Source organism: Desulfomicrobium norvegicum, from assembly GCF_900114595.1.
In the GTDB taxonomy this organism is placed as follows: Bacteria; Desulfobacterota; Desulfovibrionia; order Desulfovibrionales; family Desulfomicrobiaceae; genus Desulfomicrobium; species Desulfomicrobium macestii.
In genome coordinates this window covers 199,404-217,377 of the sequence record NZ_FOTO01000005.1, presented here as the reverse complement: position 1 = coordinate 217,377, position 17,974 = coordinate 199,404, and the positions used below count along the sequence as shown (strand labels likewise).

The window sequence follows — 17,974 nt, the reverse complement described above, 5'->3', positions numbered from 1 at the left end:
TCATTACTTATGGACCTAGCCGACAACCCCATTCGACTCAAGCCCGGTGCCTTTGACGCCGCCATCCACATCGGCGGGTCGCATCTTTTGCGGTTGCTCATGTTCGCGCAGGGCCTTTTTTGAGATCCCGCGCCTCCATGCGGGAAAGAAGTCCCCTCTCGCATCTCCCTCTTTATCTTGAGATAAATCTAGGTTATGCTTCCAAAACGCCCAGTTGTCAGGGTGGAGTAGGGATACCTTGAATGCGCGCAGCGCTCTTTCCCGAGTGTTTTGAGGATTGCAGCTACGCATGACTCATGTCCCAATGGTACTGACGAGACCGTGAACCGACTAACCTTGAATGGACCGGAGAAAACGATGAAGAAGATTCCGATTCGCATGAAATTGATCGGTGGTTTTATGAGTCTGCTGGTTCTGGTCTGCGCCGGCCTTGGATTCATCGCCTATGACCAGGCCAAGCGCTCGGCCTTGAATCAGGTGCAGGAGAATATCCAGCTCATGGCGCAAGACGGCGCGCGATTGGTCCGGAGCCGTCTGGACTATTATCTGGTGGGCATGGAGGGGATCGCCAACCGGGACGTGATCCGGTCCATGAATTGGGACCGGCAGCAAATGATCCTGGAACGCGAAACCGAGCGGATGAAATATCTGGGCATGGGCGTCATCGATGCCGACGGCCAGGCCAGGTATCCCGACGGCAGCACGGCGGAGCTGGGTGACCGGGGATATTTCAAGGACGCCATGGCCGGAAAATCCGTGTTTTCCAATGTCATCATCAGCCGGGTCACCAATTCGCCGGTCATCGTTCTTGCTACTCCGATCTGGGGGTTTGCCGGGGATGTCAAAGGGGTCTTGCTGGCCCGCCTCGATGCCACGCTGCTGAGCGAGGTCACAGACAATATCAAGTATGGCGCTTCGGGATATTCTTACATTATCGATGACAAGGGCGCGCTCATAGCCCACGGCAACCGGCAGTTCGTGCTGGATCAGCGCAACTTCATCGAAGAAGGCAAGAAGGACCCGGAATACGCGACCCTGGCAGTGATGCTTCAGCGTATGACCAACGGCGAGTCCGGGTTTGATAGTTATCCTTTCATGGGCAAGGACCGTTTTTTTGGATTCGCACCCATCGACGGCAATGGCTGGTCCATAGCCGTGGGAGCCATGCAGGATGATGTGCTCGCTGAAGTTTACAAGATGCGCTGGATGATCGGCATTGCCTCCGTTGTCTTTTTCGGAGTCGGCCTCATCATTGCTCTGCTGATTAGCCGGTCCGTTCTGCTCCCGGTGAAAAACTGTGTCGCTCTGTTGCGGGACATCTCCGAGGGAGAAGGCGATCTGACCAAGCGGCTTCCGGTTGAAAGCCAGGATGAGATCGGTCTCTTGGCCCAATACTTCAACACCTTTGTGGAAAAGCTTCAGCGCATCATCTCCGAAATAAGCGGCAATGCGCAGACCGTGGCATCTTCGGCCACGGAGCTTTCAGCGGTGAGCAAACAGACGACGCAAAGCGTGCAATCCCTTTCGTCCAAGACTTCCACCGTGGCAGCGGCGGCGGAGGAGATGAGCACGAATATCACGTCCGTGGCAGCGGGAATGGAACAGACCACGACCAACCTGTCATCGGTGGCGGCGGCCACGGAAGAGATGACCTCCACCATCGGGGAAATCGCGAGCAACACCGAACGCGCCCGGGGCACCACCGACAGCGCCGCGCACCAGGTCGATAATTTCGCGGGCATCCTGCGTGAACTCGGCGTGGCCGCCCAGGAAATCGGCAAGGTCACGGATACCATCTCGGCCATATCCTCCCAGACCAACCTGCTGGCCCTCAATGCCACCATCGAGGCGGCCAGGGCCGGAGATGCAGGACGGGGATTCGCCGTCGTGGCCAACGAGATCAAGGATCTGGCCCTGAAAACCGCAGAGGCCACCAACGACATCAGGACCAAGATCAACGGAATCCAGAGCGCCACGGGCAGCGCGGTCACCGATATCGGGCAGATCGTCAAGGTCATCAGCGATGTGAACGAGATCGTGACCACCATCGCCGCGGCCATCGAAGAGCAGTCCGCCGTGACCCGGGAAGTGGCCACGAACATCAACCAGGCGACATCAGGCGTTCAGGACGCATCCTCGCGGTCTTCGGAGATGTCCGGAGTGTCCAGGGACATCGCCCAGGACATCACCGCGGTCGACTCCATCACCAACGACATCCGTTCCGGCGGCGAACAGGTCCAGGCCAGCGCGGAAGAGCTTTCCAAGCTCGCGGAGCAGCTCAAGGGCCTGGTGGGGCAATTCAGGGTATAGAACGCATGACAGGCCCGGGAAGCGGTTCCCGGGCCTGTCATGTTTTGAAGCTCGTTTATGACTTTTGCTAAATAGAGATTTTGGCTCCAAGCAGCGCGGCGAACTTGGCGATCCAGTCCGGATGCGCAGGCCAAGCCGGAGCCGTGACGAGGTTGCCGTCCACATGGGCCTTGTCGAGAGCGATGTCGGCGTACTTGCCACCGGCGCAGGTCACGTCCGGCCCGCAGGCGGGATAGGCCGCGCAGCTCTTGCCCTTGAGCACCCCAGCCGTGACAAGCACGAGCGGGCCATGGCAGATGGCCGCGATGGGTTTTCCAGCCGCGTCGAACTCGCGAACGATCTCAAGCACGCGTGCATTGAGGCGGATGTACTCCGGAGCACGGCCGCCAGGAACGACAAGTCCGGCATAATCGGCCGTATCCACCGCGCCAAAATCCTTGTTCAGGGTGAAATTGTGACCTCGCTTTTCGCTGTATGTCTGGTCCCCCTCGAAATCGTGGATGGACGTACGCACAAACTCTCCGGCCTTCTTGTCCGGGCAGATCGCCTCTACAACGTAACCGAGCATGGTCAGGGCCTGAAACGGGACCATGACCTCGTAATCCTCGACGTAATCACCTACCAGCATCAGTATTTTCTTGGACATGTTCGCGCCTCCTTCAGCGGTTGAATTCAGGGCCGCGCAGGGCACGCCTGAACTCGTTGGTTTAAAAAGAAGAGTGATTTGTAGATCCTAAAGCGGGTGATTGTCCATCGTCTGCCGGTTACTCATCTGAAATTGCACACGTCTCAGTATCATTTTGCGATTGGCGAAAAATTGTGTATTGGCAAAAAAATACGGTGGCAAGTTGGCCTGCCCACGAGCGGAGGGTCAGCGATGTGTTTGGATATCAAATCCGCAAAATACAAAGGGAGAGCAGGGCAATGCACTTTTTGAAAAACAAGATTTTCTGGATTACTCTGGCTGTTTTGCTTTTTTTCGTGTCTCAGGCAAGTGCTTGGATCGTGCATGCCAAATGGGAGTGCTGCGGAGCAAACCCTAAAGAACGAGTCAAGGTTCGATGCAATTCAGGTGTTGTCCCGACCTTTGTGAAGGTCAATGAAAAATGGTACTTCAAAAAAGAAGGTGGTCCTGATGGTGCGGGAACGGCCTACCCCTCTTTGGAAGCAGCTGCCAAGGATTTTTGCAAAGAGTGATTTCTGAAGAATCAGGACGTTTTTTTATGACAATGCAGGAGAGCGAATAATCTCCTGCATTTTTTTTAACACACGATAGCAGGGAAAACAGGAAATTGCGTCAGATACCTGTTAATTATCGTCAATCAAAAGATCGACAATGTCATGATATCCAGGAACTGGATCGCTTTTGGCCACTATCTCGACAACCCGTGCAAGACCCGTTGCATACGCCGATTTGCCAAGCACCTTCGTTTCCAATCGAATCAAGACTTCAGGATTTTTGATCACTATCTCATGGTATGCATGTCGATCCAAAAATGAAGAGGGGATCTGAAGAACCTCGTTTTGCTCTTTCTGATCCCTGACGGATCGAATCCGGCTCTCGGGTACGCCCAGGGATTTGGCAAGATGGACGGCGGTGCCGGGCCTGGTGCTTTTCGATGCCTGGTGGGATTCGGTGATTTCGATGTCCTGGCCCTGAAAATATTTGGCCGACTGTTTGACCATGGCCATGAAGGAGAGCATCTGCATGTTCACGTTGGGGCAGATGACCACCGGGAACGTGACCGTGGCGGGGAAGCGTGATTCGCCGGTGGACAGGTCGAGAAGGGGCGAAGCGGTGGCGGCGCAGAATTCGATGACATCGCTGAGTTCACGTCCTGAACCGGCGTGCACCACCATGCACCGATCGCTTTTTGGAGTGTTCTGACCAGTCCACGGAATCACGCGAGAGATTGCCGGACCGTTCAGGCCATTCAAGAGCTCGGTCGCCAGTTTTCCGTGGCCAACGATGATGATCGCAAACTTTTCCATACCTTTCTTTCCTTGTCTTTGCGCTTGGGCGCCCCGGGCCCATGAATCCATGTTCAGTTCGCTACATGATTGGCAGTGCTCACGGCAAGCGCTTATTTTGTCCTATATCCTTGTATCCATGAATGTTTTTCTTGCTTGTCAGAACGGCCGGGAAGTGCGCGGCATGCAATGTCACGATTTGCATGCCGCAAGAATGCTCGCGACAGACAGTCGCCTCAACCCAGCCACGTTCACCAGCCCCAAAAAAAACCATCCGAATCCGGATGGCCTGGCCGCTGCCTGATAGCTGCCTTGTCGCTGCCTTGTCGCTGCCTTGCCTCTTCCTGGTATCAGCCCTGGAGTATCTGACCCGCGACACGGAGCATCTCGCGGATGTCCATGGGCTTGGCCACATAGGCGTTCATGCCGACGTCCAGGAAGCGTTCCCTGTCTCCGGCCATGGCGCAAGCCGTCAACGCGATGAACGGAATATCCCTGACCAGTTCCCCGGCCTCGCCTCCACGGATGCGCTTGGTGGCCTCTATGCCGTCCATGTCCTGCATCTGCACATCCATGATCACAAGATCAAAGGGGTGGCCGCGCAGGGTGTCCTGAGCTTCCTGACCGCCCCGGACGTGGAACACTTCGGCTCCGTGGCGACCGAGCAAGGCCTGCTGGGCCATTGCGCTGACCTGATCATCTTCCACCAGCAGAATGCGCCTTCCCTAAAGATTGGTGGCTTCCAGGCCATCGGCGGCGCCTAGGTGATCAAGGGTCGAATCCATCGCAAAAGACAGGGAAAAAGCAAAGGTCGTGCCCTTGCCCGCCTCGCTGATCACGGACATGCTCCCGCCCATGAGTTCCACCAGGCGTTTGCAGATGGAGAGGCCGAGTCCGACACCCTTGCGGCTGCGGACATATCCATCACTGATCTGGATGAACGGGTCGAAAAGGCTCTTGAGTTCATCGTCGGGTATGCCGATGCCCGTGTCCGATACCTCGAAAAAGATCCGAACCGTTTCCGGAACGACGGCGGGCAGTCTGAAAGCCTGTACGGACACGCTACCCGAGGAGGTGAACTTGCAGGCGTTGTCCACAAAATTGTTGAGGATCTGCTGCAAGCGGAACGCATCCCCGATGATGCGGCAAGGCAGGGCCGGATCAAGGGTGAATTCCAGCGTCACTTTGCTGTCCTCAAGAAAAGGCGCGAACAGTTCGCGAACCTGGTCAAAGACGGATTCAAGACTCATCGGTGACGCCTGAATGGCGAGCTTGCCCGCTTCGATGCGGGAAAAATCCATGATGTCCGAGAGCAGCCGAACCAGGCGGTCGCAGGATCTGACGGCCAAGTCCACGAAAGAATCCTGGTCCTCGCTGAGTTCCGTGGTCTGCAAAAGCTGAAGCATGCCCATGATCCCGTTTATTGGCGTGCGGATCTCATGACTCATGCTGGCCAGAAAGCCGGACTTGACCCTGCTGGCCTCCTCGGCCAGTTCCTTGGCTTTCTTGAGGGCCTCTTCTGAACGCCAGCGCTCGGTGATGTCCTCGGCCGAGCAGACCACGTATTCCACTGTTCCGTCAGAACGGAGTTTGGGTGATTTGAGGATTGATACAAGCCTTCGGTCACCCGAAGAATTCGGCAGCCACTCCTCGGTGCGGACCGGGCGGCCCGAAAAAAAGACCTGCTCGTTTCCCTGTCGGCAGATATCTGCCACATCGGTGGGGTAGATTTCGTAGATATCCCTGTAGGCCATGTCTTTAATGGCGAATCCGCCAAAGGCGGCATGAGCCTCGTTGACCGCGCGTTCAGCATCCTGACGCAGTTCCAACTCTCGCTTGGCGTTGGATACCGCGCTGGTCAGGGCTGCCGTCCGATCACGGATGGTGTCGTTGAGTTCCTGCTGGGTGTAGTGGAAGATGCGGCGCGTTTCGAGCCAATCCGTCATGTCCCAGAATATGATGTATGCCGTTTCCGCGAGGTCGTCGCCGCCGTTCAGAATTTCCGCCACCGCCTGCACTCTGCGCTGCACGCCATCCTTGCGGGTCACCGCGAAGATCATGGAGTCCGGGACGTCGCCTTCCAGCACCTGCGTGAAAAAAGCCCGGAATGCCGCTGCCTCATCCGTAGTGAGATGCTTGCAGAATTGGGTCAGGGAGGGAACCCGCACGGACGCATGGCCGAGCATTCTGCACAGGGATTTGGACCAGATGTTTTTCCCGCCGGGGCCGGAGAGCATCCACAGCCCGCAGGTTGAAAAGGGCCGGACGCCTCCGTCGTTTTCAGGAAAGGAATGGGCGTTGATCATGACCGGATCATTGCCGTTACCGTTGCCAAGGAAAAAGCTTGCGATATGCGTGTCCAGGGCACTGGCAGCCTTGGACAAAAAATCAAGCGATGGATTGCATTGCCCGCGTTCGATCTGACCCAGATGCTGCTTCGTAACGCCGATGACCTCGGAAAGACTTTCCTGAGTCAGATTGCGTAGCTGGCGATAGAGTCTAAGCCTCCCGCCGACGTCGTTACGATCCATGCCTACCTCCTGAATTTCAAAACATGCGACAAAACCTGAAAACCGTTCAGTCTTTTCTTCGTGGGCGCAGATGGTCAGTTCAGGTTTTTCGTCCAGGAGGCTAGCTCATAGGCTAAAAAAATTAAACAATGCTCCATCTTGTTTTAGTTGCATGACCAGTATTTCCGGCAAATTTATTAATAATAGAAGCCAAGCTTTTGTTTAAAAAAGAAAATTTGTCATACAAAAAACAATTTTGAATTTTTAGAAACTGCAATGTCATACAGGAATATTCAGTTAAAAATACTCTTAAAGATTTATATAACAATTTAAAATTATTATTGATGAATATAAAATACGAAATAATAGATTAATAAATTGTAAATAAAATTATGATATATAATTAAAATAAGATTTTCTGAGAAAATAGCAAGCAAAGCAAGAAAATAAGATTTTAAAATAATAAATTAATTTTTTATTTTATATTAATTACGAATCATATCGGCTTATTGAAAATCAATTTATGATATTATGACTGTTTTATTGCAAATCAATAATGATCCATAAGTAGTGGAGTATATGCATAATAAGGGTTTAAAAACCGGATGTATTGAGGATGGATTTTGTGGACCGGAGGACCACACCGACGAAGATGAGCAGCACAAACCAAAAGAGCCGGCTGGAGCAAAATTATCCTAACCAAGCCGGACTATTCGGTATTTATCCCGTACGAATCTCAGCCATCCCCGAGTCTTTTTCACCAGATTCATGCCGCGAAAGTACATGTTTTCCCGAATTTTTCTGACGTCGCGATACTGGCATAGTGAACAATAAACTATCGCCGTCACACGGCACAGGGAGGCAATGCGTGACCTAGTGGGTTCGAATCTCGCCGTGGTTTTCTTTGAAACTGCTACCGCCATGGCCGAGCTTTTTTGAATTTCGTATCTCCCTGTGGGGAAAAGAAGGGCGAATTCAGCTCTGACCTTCACCATTATTCGATTCAACGAATTCTTTTGCACTTTCGCACAAGAAGAGTCGCCGGCTGTCGGATGGCCTGTTTTCAAGCGGATAAGCAGGGCGTTGAAGGTGCTGACTAACAACAAATTCTCCAAAAGAGAAATTTCATAATTAAAAGCGAGATGTTATCTTTTTTTAATTGTGTGGCTTCTTTTATCGATCCGATTTCGGTCAGCGCAGCCCTACGCCTGACGGGCCGTTCTCAGGTTTTTTCTGGGCTGACTAAATAACGGCCTCATCGATCAAAAAAGTTGACACAGACTAACTTTTCAAACAAAGAAACAATCACTGCTCTTGGTTATTAGCTTTTTGTTTGCCAAAAAAGTTAGCCAAGTGAAATAATTCATGGGGACAATTTTACTTTTAATCAACAACAACGTCTTATCTACTTTGTATTTTGGAACAAAAATTAATAAAATGGGCGCAACGCGCCAAATGGAGTTGCTGTGAACAAAAAAATTATCCTTTTGCTGACCCTGATTCTGGCCCTCGTGTCCTCCATCCCGGCTGCCGCAGGAGATTTGGTGGTTTATTCTGCACGGGCAGAGCAGCTCATCAAGCCTCTTTTCGATGCTTACACAGCCAAGACGGGTGTAAAAATCCAGTACGTGACCGACAAGGAGCCGGTACTCCTTGAGCGTCTCAAGGCCGAGGGCGAGCGTACCCCTGCCGACATGCTGATCACCGTCGATGCCGGCAACCTCTGGCTGGCGGGCGAGGCTGGCGTAATTTCGCCCGTGCAATCCGAAACCCTTGCAGCCAACATTCCCGATCACCTGCGCGACCCGGGCAACAAGTGGTTTGGCCTGTCGCTGCGCGCCAGGACCATTGTCTACAACACCGATAAGGTGAAGCCCGCCGACCTGACTACGTACGCAGCCCTGGCAGGCCCTGAATGGAAAGACAGACTGCTGCTGCGTACATCCAAAAAGGTCTATAATCAGTCCCTCGTGGCGGCCCTGATCGCTGAACTCGGAGAAGCCGAAGCGGAACGCGTCGTCGCCGGTTGGGTCGACAACACCCCCGTCGCTCCTTTCGCCAACGACAACAAGGCCATGGAAGCCGCCGCTGCCGGCGTGGGTGACGTGACCATTGTGAACACCTATTATTTCGGAAAGTTGATGAAAGAGAAACCCGATGCACCGCTGGCTCTTTTCTGGCCGGACCAGGCCGGGACCGGCGTCCATGTCAACGTCTCCGGGGCCGGTATCACTACCCATGCCAAACACAGGGAAGAGGCCGTAAAATTTCTCGAATGGCTCTCCTCCGGCGAGGCGCAATCCATGTTCGCCGCACTGAACATGGAATACCCTGCAAACCCCTCCGTGCCCGCCGACTCCGCGGTGGCTGCATGGGGCGACTTCAAGGCCAGCACCTTGAACGTGTCCAAATACGGCGAGCATCAGACCCAGGCCATCAAGCTCATGGACCGGGTCGGTTACAAATAACATGGCATTCCCTCATCGGGACATGAGTGCGCAGACGGGGGGGCTTTCCCGCCGCCTGCGCACTTTCCGCACACAATCTCCCGGCACGCTCCTGGCTGCATCCGTGTTTGCGGCCATGGCCGTAACCCCGGTCGCGGTTCTCCTGTATTCTTTCCTGACCCCGGAACAGGACATTTGGCGGCACATGGCCGAACATGTCCTGCCCGGTCTGGTGGGAAACACCATCGCTCTGCTGGCCTTGGTCATCCCCATGACCGCAATTCTCGGCGTCGGCCTTGGGTGGCTTACGACCGTTTGCGATTACCCGGGCAGAAAATTCTTCTCCTGGGCATTGACGCTTCCTCTTGCAGTGCCGCCGTATGTTTACGCCTTCGTGTATCTTGGCCTGCTCGACTTCGCCGGCCCCGTGCAGACGACGATCAGGCAAGTCTTGCCCGGCATCGGTTTCGTGGACATCCGCAATGTCTTCGGGGTGGCAGCCATTCTCTCGATGGCTTTCTATCCTTACGTTTACCTGCTTTGCCGCAGCGCTTTTCTGACCCAGGGCAGAACCGCGATGGAAGCGGCCAGAACACTTGGGCTCTCTCCGTCAAGAGCGTTTTTCCGGGTGGCCATCCCCATGGCCCGGCCCTGGATCGCGGCTGGCGTGACGCTCGTCTGCATGGAAACCCTGGGCGATTTCGGGGCAGTTTCAATCTTCAACTACGACACCTTCACCACCGCGATCTACAAGGCCTGGTTCGGCCTGTTTTCACTCAAGGCCGCTTCCCAGCTCTCCGCAGTGCTCGTCGCTTTCGTCCTCGTCATGCTGGCCTTGGAGCAACGTTTCCGAGCCCGACTCCGTTTTACCGAAGCCGGAAGGTCGGGCACGCCTGCGCTGCACCTGCGTCTGACCGGTGCGGGCAAATGGCTTGCCTTTGCCCTGTCGTCACTGATTTTTGTCTTCGCCTTCGCCGTTCCGTGTCTGCAACTTCTGCTCTGGGCCTGGAAAGCGGCAGGGCCTAACACCGCGCGCTATCTTCAGCTTGGCAAGGACACGCTGATGCTCGGCTTGATAACGGCTGTGGCCACTTCCGCCGTCTCTCTCCTGCTGGCTTACGCCAGGCGCAGCAACCCCAGAACGGGCTGGATCATACGCATCGCGACTCTTGGCTATGCCATGCCCGGAACAATCCTCGCCGTGGGCATCTTCATTCCAGCCGCCTTTATCGACAACACCATGCTCGATTTCATTGCCTCGCTGACCGGGGCGCCGATGAGCCCGTTTATCCAGGGTTCGCTGGCCCTGCTCGTCATTGCATACACGGTCCGTTTCCTGGCGGCAGGCTTCGGATCTGTCGACAGTGCCATGCAACGCATCACGCCATCGGTCGTCGAAGCGGCCAGAACCATGGGCTGCCACGGTGCGGCGCTCGTCAGACGTGTCCATCTGCCCATGACCCGCACCGGCATCTTCACGGCCGCAATCCTTGTGCTCGTCGATGTCATGAAGGAACTCCCCGTAACCCTCATGATGCGGCCTTTCGGGTGGGACACGCTGGCGGTGAAAATCTACGAATTCACTTCGGAAGGGGAATGGAAAATGGCGGCGACACCGGCCCTTGTGCTGATCGCGGCGGGACTTGTACCCATCATGCTCCTGACCGGAAAAACCGAAACACGGAATAAATCATGACGACTTTCCTGAGCGTGGAAGCGCTGTCCAAGAGCTATGGATCCAGTCCGGTGGTCGACAACATCACGTTTTCCCTGGCTCGCGGGGAGATCGGATGCCTGCTTGGCCCCAGCGGATGTGGTAAAACGACTCTGCTACGCAGCATCGCGGGTTTTGAGAACATCGAGTCCGGCAGCATTGTCCTTGATGGCGAGATTGTCTCGGGACCGCGTTTCGTACCTGCTGAACGCCGTCGCATCGGCATGGTATTCCAGGATTACGCCCTGTTTCCGCATTTGACCGTGGCGCGGAACGTGGCCTTCGGCCTGTCAGGTTTGAACGCCGCGCAAATAGCCCGAACCGTCGATTCCCTGCTGGAAACCGTAGGACTGACCGGCGCTGGCTCAAAATACCCCCACGAACTCTCCGGAGGCCAGCAGCAACGAGTCGCCCTGGCCCGCGCCCTGGCCCCCGAGCCCCGACTGCTGCTCATGGACGAACCATTCTCGAATCTCGATGTGTCCCTTCGGGAATCCCTGTCCATGGAAGTCCGCTCCATCCTCAAAGAGCGGGGAATAACGGCCCTGCTGGTCACGCACAACCAGCAAGAGGCCTACGCCATGGCGGACAGGATCGGCGTCATCGCGTGCGGCACAATGCACCAGTGGGACACGCCCCTCGCTGTTTACCATCGCCCTGCGTCCACGGAGGTCGCAGGCTTCGTTGGTGAGGGCTCCCTCATCGACGGAAAGGTCTCCGGCAACATCCTTTCCTGCGCTCTGGGAGAGTTCTCATCCGAGAGCCTAACCAATGTCTCCGCCATCAAGGTTCTCGTGCGCCCGGAAGACATTCTGCCTGATGAAGCCAGTCCCTTTCAGGCGCAGGTAGTCGGACGGACGTTCCGTGGCTCAAGTATTTTATATTCGCTGCGGTTGGAAACGGGGGAAGTGGTTCTTGCTCAGATTCCGAGCCATCATGATCATTCGATCGGGCACAAGATTGGCATTCGCACCGATTTAAAACATTTGGTGGTGTTCCCGGGCGCTGCAACACTCCAGGCCCAGGAGTGCGTGCTGGAATAGCACGTGCAATCTTGGGCCCTACCCGATTCACTCGCATGACCTGTTCATAGCGGCATCAGATCCAAATCGATTTCAAGGCTAAAAAAAGAACTCCTCGGCATCCAAAAGGAAAAAGGGGCAAGTCTCGCTTTGGTTTTTTTGACGTTGCTTGCGCCATGTCCGCGCTGTTTTTGAATTTCGCATCATCCGGCGGCAGGCAAAGGAGGGCGGATTCAGTTCTGACTTTCAGCATTCTCCGATCCTGCTAATTTTTTTCGTACTTTCACACAAAAAAATTCACCAACGGAAAGTTCTTCTTTTGTCATATTTTGGAACTTATCCCGTACGAATCTCAGCCATCCCCGAGTCTTTTTCACCAGATTCATGCCGCGAAAGTACATGTTTTCCCGAATTTTTCTGACGTCGCGATACTGGCATAGTGAACAATAAACTATCGCCGTCACACGGCACAGGGAGGTTCAATGCGGCATCCGACAGCAGACAGATCCTGGTTCACCTTCGAGACTTCCGCCGCTCTTGGTTTCAGAGTCCACGCCTTTTCGGGCGCCCGGGAAATGCATCGTCCCCGCGAGTTCGAGATCGGGCTCGTCCACGACCTGGGCAACCTCGATTTCACAGCACTGCCGGGCCGGGCGGCGTGCCTGTCCATTCGGGACAAAAGCGGCGGCGTACGCCATGTGCACGGCGTCATCCATCGCTTCATACAACTGCACACCGCCAACCAGCGCACCCATTACCGCCGCCTGCTCGTGCCCAGGCTCCATTTCCTGAATCAGGTCAAACCCATAGACCACTTTCTCTGCCAGGACATCGAAGCCCATGTGAACCTGTACGAAGAACCGGCCTGCCGGAAGGTGCTGTCATGAAAAAAATGGTCAGGATCAAGCGCGCCAAGGATGAATACGTCAGCCCCAGAATCTATGAAAAGACACCACAGGAAATGTTCAAACCCCGCGTCGCCTCCAACTGCGAAGTGAACCGGACCCATATTTTTCGGGTCAAGCGGCAGACCGTGGCCATAGTGGTGGTGCCGGGGGTCATGGCGTCGAGGTTGAGCAATCAGGGAGGCGAGACTGTGTGGGATCCGGACGATTTGGGGTTCATGTGGGATACATTCTTCCGCTGCGCCCCTGAGAAGCGTTACGAATTCCTTATTGAAAACGGCCGCCAGGTCATGGCCCAAGGGGACCCAAAAATCCTCAAGAAGTACCCCAAAGCCGAAGAGCGCGGGTGGACAGGCCTGGCCTGGGACTTTTTCGGAAAACTGCTCGGCGGCCTGCATGACTGGAAGACGCCGCTGAAGGTATTTCTGGATTTGCCGGTTTATGCCTTCGGCTTTGACTGGGTGGATTCGTGCCGAGATTCCGGCAAGGCTCTGCAGAAATTCATCATGGGCATCAAAGCGGACAGGGTCATCATCATTTCCCATTCCATGGGTGGACTGGTGACGCGGTATGCCCTGGCCGAAGAGGGCGGGGAAGCCTTGGCCAGGAAAGTCCTGGGCGTCGTGCATGGTGCCCAGCCCGTGCACGGAGCGCCGGACGCCTATCACCGGGCCATAGCGGGCACGGGAGCGGAAGGCGTGCTCGGCAGGGTAGTCAGCGAGGTTCTGGGCCCCAGCGGTCCGCACATGACCGCCATCATGCCTCACGCACCAGGAGTCCTGCAGCTTCTGCCCAACCAGTTCTATCTAAACAACAGGGGGGAGCAGGCCTGGTTGCATATCCAGGACCTGGACGACCCGGAAATGTTCACCTCCTACCCGAAAAACGATCCGTATGAGGAAATCTACGCCAAAAGCCACCATAAGGACTATTGGGGCCTCATCCATGGCGAATGGTTTCAGCCGCATGCCGAGGACGGTGAAACGATTGAAAAGGCCCTTCGCGGTGAAAACAAGAGCGGCAATGGTGGTAACAATCCCGGTATCGGCGAACAGATGGGAATGTTTATCTCGGACGCCAAGGAAGTTCACAGTCTCATCGGACCATACAGTCATCCGCGCACGATTCAGCTCTTCAGCAACGGCGAACATACGACCATCACCGAAGTGTGCTGGCTTGCAAGGGACATCACGCAGCATGTCCTGGACGCGCAAATTGAGAGATATTCACGCGATGACGAGCCGCTGCGGTACCTGAAGGATCTGAGCTGCGTGCCCGACTTCAACCGTTTCGGGAAATACGGAGAGGTGCGCTGGAGGGACGCTGAGGGCGCGTTAGGCGATGTGGTTCCCGGCAACGCATTGCTCTTCAAGCTGCAGAAACGCATCCGCGAACAGGGCCTGCGCCTCTATCTGCTGCGCATGACCGCGGCCGGAGAAGAGGTTTCCGGCCTGACGGACGACCCTCTCCGCCATCAGGGCGACGGAACGGTGCCGCTCAGTTCCGCAACGGCCATGGACCCGGAGGTGGATGACTGGGGCAAGAACCTGCATCTCCTGCCGATCTGGTTTGGACCGAACGGGGAATGCAGGCTTTGCACCGGGCAGGCCAACCATGAGGTTCACGCGTCGTTCTTCGTGGACAAAAAAGGCGATGCGCTGGCTGCGGTCAAGAGAGTCGTTCACAATCTCTGCATTGGCTGGCTGAAAGGGGAGTTCACATGAGACCGCCCCCTTTCCCGTCCCTGTCCATCTTGCTGCTCACCCTAATTCTTGGAGGATGCCATTACATGACCATCGACACTGCCGGCCCGAATCCAAACTTGCCCCCCTGTCCCGTGACCATGTTCCCTGTAGGGCGCTTCATGGTCCCTGTTCCCAAGGATATGAAACTGGGTGCAGGCATTCACAATGTCAATAAAATAACAATCGAGGAAATTGCGTGGAAAAAAGGCCGGGATCGTGAAGAATATTTAAAGGAAGTTTGGATGCTGGTGAGAACGGAAGCCTGGGAACGGTATATTGAAGGTGGAAAACTTGGACCTTCCAATCAAGGAGGTTGGGCTGAAGAAGATGTCAGTCATCTTTTTGGATACCCGGCAATGCTTTTTTGCTATCGGAGTAAAACTGCCGATCACAACATTGACGTACACATAGGCCTGCCTGAAGCCATTCTACGTCTGACGGAAAGTCGATTCTACCCGATTGGCAACGCATGCCTCGACATGGAAGAACGAATCCTGAACCTGTTCAAACACTACCGCTTCGGCAACAAAAACGTGGCTCCGGACAGCTTCTTTTCGGCCGGGGGCAGGGTGGAGGGGCTCAAGACTTGGCATGAGCGAGCGAGCCTCGGAGCCACATGGCCAGCCGGTGCTTCCAGGCCCACAATTCGATTGTCTTTCCATACCAGCCCCTCCTGCACTGATGAATTCCCCAAAAACGTATTCACTGGATCAGCGGTGGCCAGGAAACACGGCATCAGGCTGCATGTGCTGCGTTCTCAAAAACGGACTCTGGCCGGAATGGTAGGTCTGGAGGAAGTATACCTCATAGGTAACAAGGATGACGATGAACTCAGGCTGTCCGCCTCCTGGAAATACCCAGGATCAGGAAAAGACCCGGAAAAACCCGATATTGAGCTTAAAATCACCTGCCCCGAGAGCGCCAAGGAAAAGGCCCTGCACATATGGGACACTGTCATGACCAAGTTCACCACGGTGCGGGAATACTACGGCAGAAGATCATGAATCGGACAGAATGAAGGATGAATCAGTGGAGCAGAACCGGATGGCTTTCGGTTCTGCTCCGCGCCGTTGGAGTTCAAGGATCGGTGAATGAAGATGTTTGCGTTAATCTAAGGAATATCGTGAATACACAGCCATATGACGGGCTGAATATTACGAGCTTCCGTGGTTAGAGGCAGAGCTTCCGTGGTTAGAGGCAGAGCTTCCGTGGTTAGAGGCAGAGCTTCCGTGGTTAGAAACAGAGCTTCCGTGGGATGCATGTACGTAAATTCGGCGTGCCCTTGATACACCAAGGAACAAAATTTACGGTGCCTCTTTCGGTTCCCTCAGACACATCCTGGAGTTGCCCCTATTAAACCGGACACCCTCAAATCAGGGAGCACTCAAATTTTTAGCGCTTGTCAGTGCATCCTCGGCCAGTCGTGCTAGGCTCTCCGCGAGGGCTTCGAGATCAGTGCGGGCTATCAGCCCCAAACGGATACCAAGGAGATTCCCTTCAGCCAACGCGGCGAAAACCACCCCGGTTCTGCGGATGGCGGAAAACGACGCGGGGAACAGCCCCATGCCTTCACCAGCAGCGATGCGGGCCAGCAACACGTCATGCTCCGCCGGTTCCTCCTTGAGCATCGGCGCGAAACCGGCGTGGGCGAAGACCTGTTTCGTGTGATCGAAAAACGCGGGGTGCCCTTCGCGCCGGAACCAGAAGAGAGGCTTCCCGCTCAGATCGCGCAAGCGATGGCGGCTCTGCGCGGCCTCGGGCCAGCCCTCCGGCAGGACGGCGAGCAGCGGTTCCGCGTAGGACAACGGCACGACATGCTGCCCAGGCGCGTCGAGAGGCAGCGCCACGAAGGCCGCATCGACTTTGCCCCTGCGCACATCGCGAACCAGGCGGGGCGATGTCGCGCGCTCCAGACGCAGCCCCGGCCCATGGGCGGCGAAAAGCCGCGACTCCAGGGCTGCGAAGACCCCCTGCTCGAAAGCCGTGGTCAGGCCGACGACAGGGGCACGTGCTCCGGCGACGCGCAAGGCGTGCAGCCGCTCACGGGTGGCCGTCTCCAGTTCCAGCACGGGACGGACGATTTCGAGTACCCTTTCCCCTTCCGTCGTCAGGGTCAGGCCCCGGGAATGGCGGACAAACAGCGCCACGCCCAAGAACTCCTCCAGCCGCTTCATGTGGCGGCTCAGGGGCGGCTGGGCCATGAACAGGCGCTCCGCCGCCCGGCGCAGGTTCAATTCTTCGGCCACCACCGCGAAATAGCGCAGCTGCCGCATATCCAGGGATTCGAGCATACGTTCCGTCATACCGAAAAGGTATCGCAAAAAAAGTACGATGCAAAGCCTCTCCGGGCTCCTACTTCAATCGAAAGAGGACAAACACCCAACAAGGAGAGGGGACTATGACACGCTACGAGACGGGACTCGCCATGCTCGCAAAGGTCGATGGCAGCGTCGGGGAAAAGGTGATCGAGAGCCTGAAGGACATCGCGCCGGACTTCGGACGCTACCTCGTTGAATGCTTCGGAGACATTTACTCCAGGCCGGGCCTGGACCTCAAAAGCCGGGAAATCGCCGTGGTCGCGGCCCTGACCGCCCTGGGGACGGCCGGACCGCAGCTTCGGGTCCACCTGCACGCCGCCCTCAATGTCGGCTGCACGCGGGAGGAGATTGTCGAGGTCATCATGCAGATGTCGGCCTACGCCGGTTTTCCCGCAGCCCTGAACGGGCTCTTCGCGGCCAAGGAGGTGTTCGCCGAGCGGCTGGCCGACGGCAGGGGATAAAGGCTCGCCACATCCTCAGGCAGCCACGGCACTCAAGGAAGTCGCTTGAAAACGACAGGCACACGGCCTATGCCGGTGCATGGGGCTCGCACGGGTTCCATGCGACCGGCTTTAGGCACGTCCGGACGATGAACCATCAACATGAGATACCAACGGCTTCCCGATTCATGACGCACCAATCCTTCACCATTCGGGTGATCGAAGCCATCCACAGCATTCCCCCGGGCTGGGTGGCCACCTACGGACAGATCGCGGGCATGGCCGGAAACCTGCGGGCCGCCCGGCAGGTCGCGCGGATTCTTCACACGTGCTCGCACTCAGAAGGGTTGCCCTGGCACCGCGTGGTCAATCGGGAAGGACGCATCGCATTGCGGGTCTCCCAAGGTTACGAAGATCAGAAGCGGTTGCTCGAAAACGAGGGCGTCGAGTTCGACGGGACGGGCCGGATTGATCTGGAGCGCTTTCTGCTGGGGTCGGATATTGGGACTGGGTCGGGCTGGGTTTCTGAGAGCAAAAGAGACGGGCTGGGTCTCTGAGGCCAAGAGTACACACGGGAACTCACGAAGTCCCA

The 17,974-nt window shown here is 55.9% G+C and carries 16 protein-coding genes; 10 read left to right on the top strand and 6 right to left on the bottom strand.

Annotated elements, in window-relative coordinates; all coding sequences use genetic code 11:
* Positions 1 to 357 precede the first annotated feature (357 nt).
* The gene (locus BMZ24_RS09965; RefSeq protein WP_092191809.1) at positions 358 to 2,310 is read left to right on the top strand and encodes a methyl-accepting chemotaxis protein; all 1,953 of its coding nucleotides are present in this window, start codon (positions 358 to 360) and stop codon (positions 2,308 to 2,310) included.
* 67 nt (positions 2,311 to 2,377) lie between these two features.
* On the opposite strand, the gene BMZ24_RS09960 is transcribed toward BMZ24_RS09965, so the two are convergent.
* A complete protein-coding gene (locus BMZ24_RS09960) occupies positions 2,378 to 2,956 on the bottom strand; it encodes a DJ-1/PfpI family protein (RefSeq protein ID WP_092191807.1) in 579 nt (192 codons plus the stop codon).
* A gap of 278 nt (positions 2,957 to 3,234) precedes the next feature.
* On the opposite strand from BMZ24_RS09960, the gene BMZ24_RS09955 reads away from it, so the two are divergent.
* A complete protein-coding gene (locus tag BMZ24_RS09955; RefSeq protein WP_092191805.1) occupies positions 3,235 to 3,507 on the top strand; it encodes a hypothetical protein in 273 nt (90 codons plus the stop codon).
* Positions 3,508 to 3,618: 111 nt separating this feature from the next.
* Here BMZ24_RS09955 and BMZ24_RS09950 read toward each other — a convergent pair whose 3' ends face one another.
* The 3 genes from BMZ24_RS09950 to BMZ24_RS09940 form a co-directional block, all read right to left on the bottom strand.
* Positions 3,619 to 4,302 carry a dihydrodipicolinate reductase C-terminal domain-containing protein gene (locus tag BMZ24_RS09950; RefSeq protein WP_092191803.1) on the bottom strand — a complete coding sequence of 228 codons (684 nt, stop codon included), beginning with the start codon at positions 4,300 to 4,302 and terminating at the stop codon, positions 3,619 to 3,621.
* A gap of 329 nt (positions 4,303 to 4,631) precedes the next feature.
* Positions 4,632 to 4,988, bottom strand: a complete 357-nt coding sequence (locus tag BMZ24_RS09945; RefSeq protein ID WP_092191801.1) for a response regulator — start codon at positions 4,986 to 4,988, stop codon at positions 4,632 to 4,634.
* An 18-nt stretch (positions 4,989 to 5,006) separates the two neighbouring features.
* Entirely contained in the window at positions 5,007 to 6,812 is a 1,806-nt protein-coding gene (locus BMZ24_RS09940) for an ATP-binding protein (protein WP_092191799.1), read from the bottom strand.
* A gap of 1,445 nt (positions 6,813 to 8,257) precedes the next feature.
* Between BMZ24_RS09940 and BMZ24_RS09935 the strand changes: the two genes are divergently transcribed.
* Genes BMZ24_RS09935 through BMZ24_RS09925 form a run of 3 tightly spaced genes read left to right on the top strand, consistent with a single transcriptional unit; the run spans position 8,258 to position 11,995 of the window.
* Positions 8,258 to 9,259 carry an extracellular solute-binding protein gene (locus BMZ24_RS09935; protein WP_092191797.1) on the top strand — a complete coding sequence of 334 codons (1,002 nt, stop codon included), beginning with the start codon at positions 8,258 to 8,260 and terminating at the stop codon, positions 9,257 to 9,259.
* 22 nt (positions 9,260 to 9,281) lie between these two features.
* On the top strand, positions 9,282 to 10,934 hold the full coding sequence (locus BMZ24_RS09930; protein WP_092191915.1) for an ABC transporter permease: 1,653 nt from the start codon (positions 9,282 to 9,284) through the stop codon (positions 10,932 to 10,934).
* On the top strand, positions 10,931 to 11,995 hold the full coding sequence (locus BMZ24_RS09925) for an ABC transporter ATP-binding protein (RefSeq protein WP_092191795.1): 1,065 nt from the start codon (positions 10,931 to 10,933) through the stop codon (positions 11,993 to 11,995). Before BMZ24_RS09930 ends, BMZ24_RS09925 begins: the two co-directional genes overlap by 4 nt.
* 55 nt (positions 11,996 to 12,050) lie before the next feature.
* On the opposite strand, the gene BMZ24_RS19690 is transcribed toward BMZ24_RS09925, so the two are convergent.
* Positions 12,051 to 12,227, bottom strand: coding sequence for a hypothetical protein (locus BMZ24_RS19690; RefSeq protein ID WP_153304610.1), 177 nt, complete (start codon positions 12,225 to 12,227; stop codon positions 12,051 to 12,053).
* Between the two features lie 229 nt (positions 12,228 to 12,456).
* Here BMZ24_RS19690 and BMZ24_RS09920 point away from each other — a divergent pair, with 229 nt between their 5' ends.
* The 3 genes from BMZ24_RS09920 to BMZ24_RS09910 all read left to right on the top strand — a co-directional run bounded on the left by BMZ24_RS09920 (position 12,457) and on the right by BMZ24_RS09910 (position 15,628).
* Positions 12,457 to 12,861 carry a contractile injection system protein, VgrG/Pvc8 family gene (locus BMZ24_RS09920; RefSeq protein WP_092191793.1) on the top strand — a complete coding sequence of 135 codons (405 nt, stop codon included), beginning with the start codon at positions 12,457 to 12,459 and terminating at the stop codon, positions 12,859 to 12,861.
* Positions 12,858 to 14,603 carry an esterase/lipase family protein gene (locus tag BMZ24_RS09915; RefSeq protein WP_092191791.1) on the top strand — a complete coding sequence of 582 codons (1,746 nt, stop codon included), beginning with the start codon at positions 12,858 to 12,860 and terminating at the stop codon, positions 14,601 to 14,603. The genes BMZ24_RS09920 and BMZ24_RS09915 overlap by 4 nt, the downstream gene beginning before the upstream one ends.
* Positions 14,604 to 14,668: 65 nt before the next feature.
* On the top strand, positions 14,669 to 15,628 hold the full coding sequence (locus BMZ24_RS09910; RefSeq protein ID WP_143077872.1) for a hypothetical protein: 960 nt from the start codon (positions 14,669 to 14,671) through the stop codon (positions 15,626 to 15,628).
* A gap of 369 nt (positions 15,629 to 15,997) precedes the next feature.
* On the opposite strand, the gene BMZ24_RS09905 is transcribed toward BMZ24_RS09910, so the two are convergent.
* Entirely contained in the window at positions 15,998 to 16,927 is a 930-nt protein-coding gene (locus tag BMZ24_RS09905) for a LysR family transcriptional regulator (RefSeq protein WP_244150328.1), read from the bottom strand.
* 95 nt (positions 16,928 to 17,022) lie between these two features.
* On the opposite strand from BMZ24_RS09905, the gene BMZ24_RS09900 reads away from it, so the two are divergent.
* Positions 17,023 to 17,403 carry a carboxymuconolactone decarboxylase family protein gene (locus BMZ24_RS09900; protein WP_092191787.1) on the top strand — a complete coding sequence of 127 codons (381 nt, stop codon included), beginning with the start codon at positions 17,023 to 17,025 and terminating at the stop codon, positions 17,401 to 17,403.
* Positions 17,404 to 17,570: 167 nt separating this feature from the next.
* Positions 17,571 to 17,939: an MGMT family protein gene (locus BMZ24_RS09895; RefSeq protein WP_092191784.1), complete on the top strand. Its 369-nt coding sequence runs from the start codon at positions 17,571 to 17,573 to the stop codon at positions 17,937 to 17,939.
* The last annotated feature ends 35 nt before the right edge of the window (positions 17,940 to 17,974 follow it).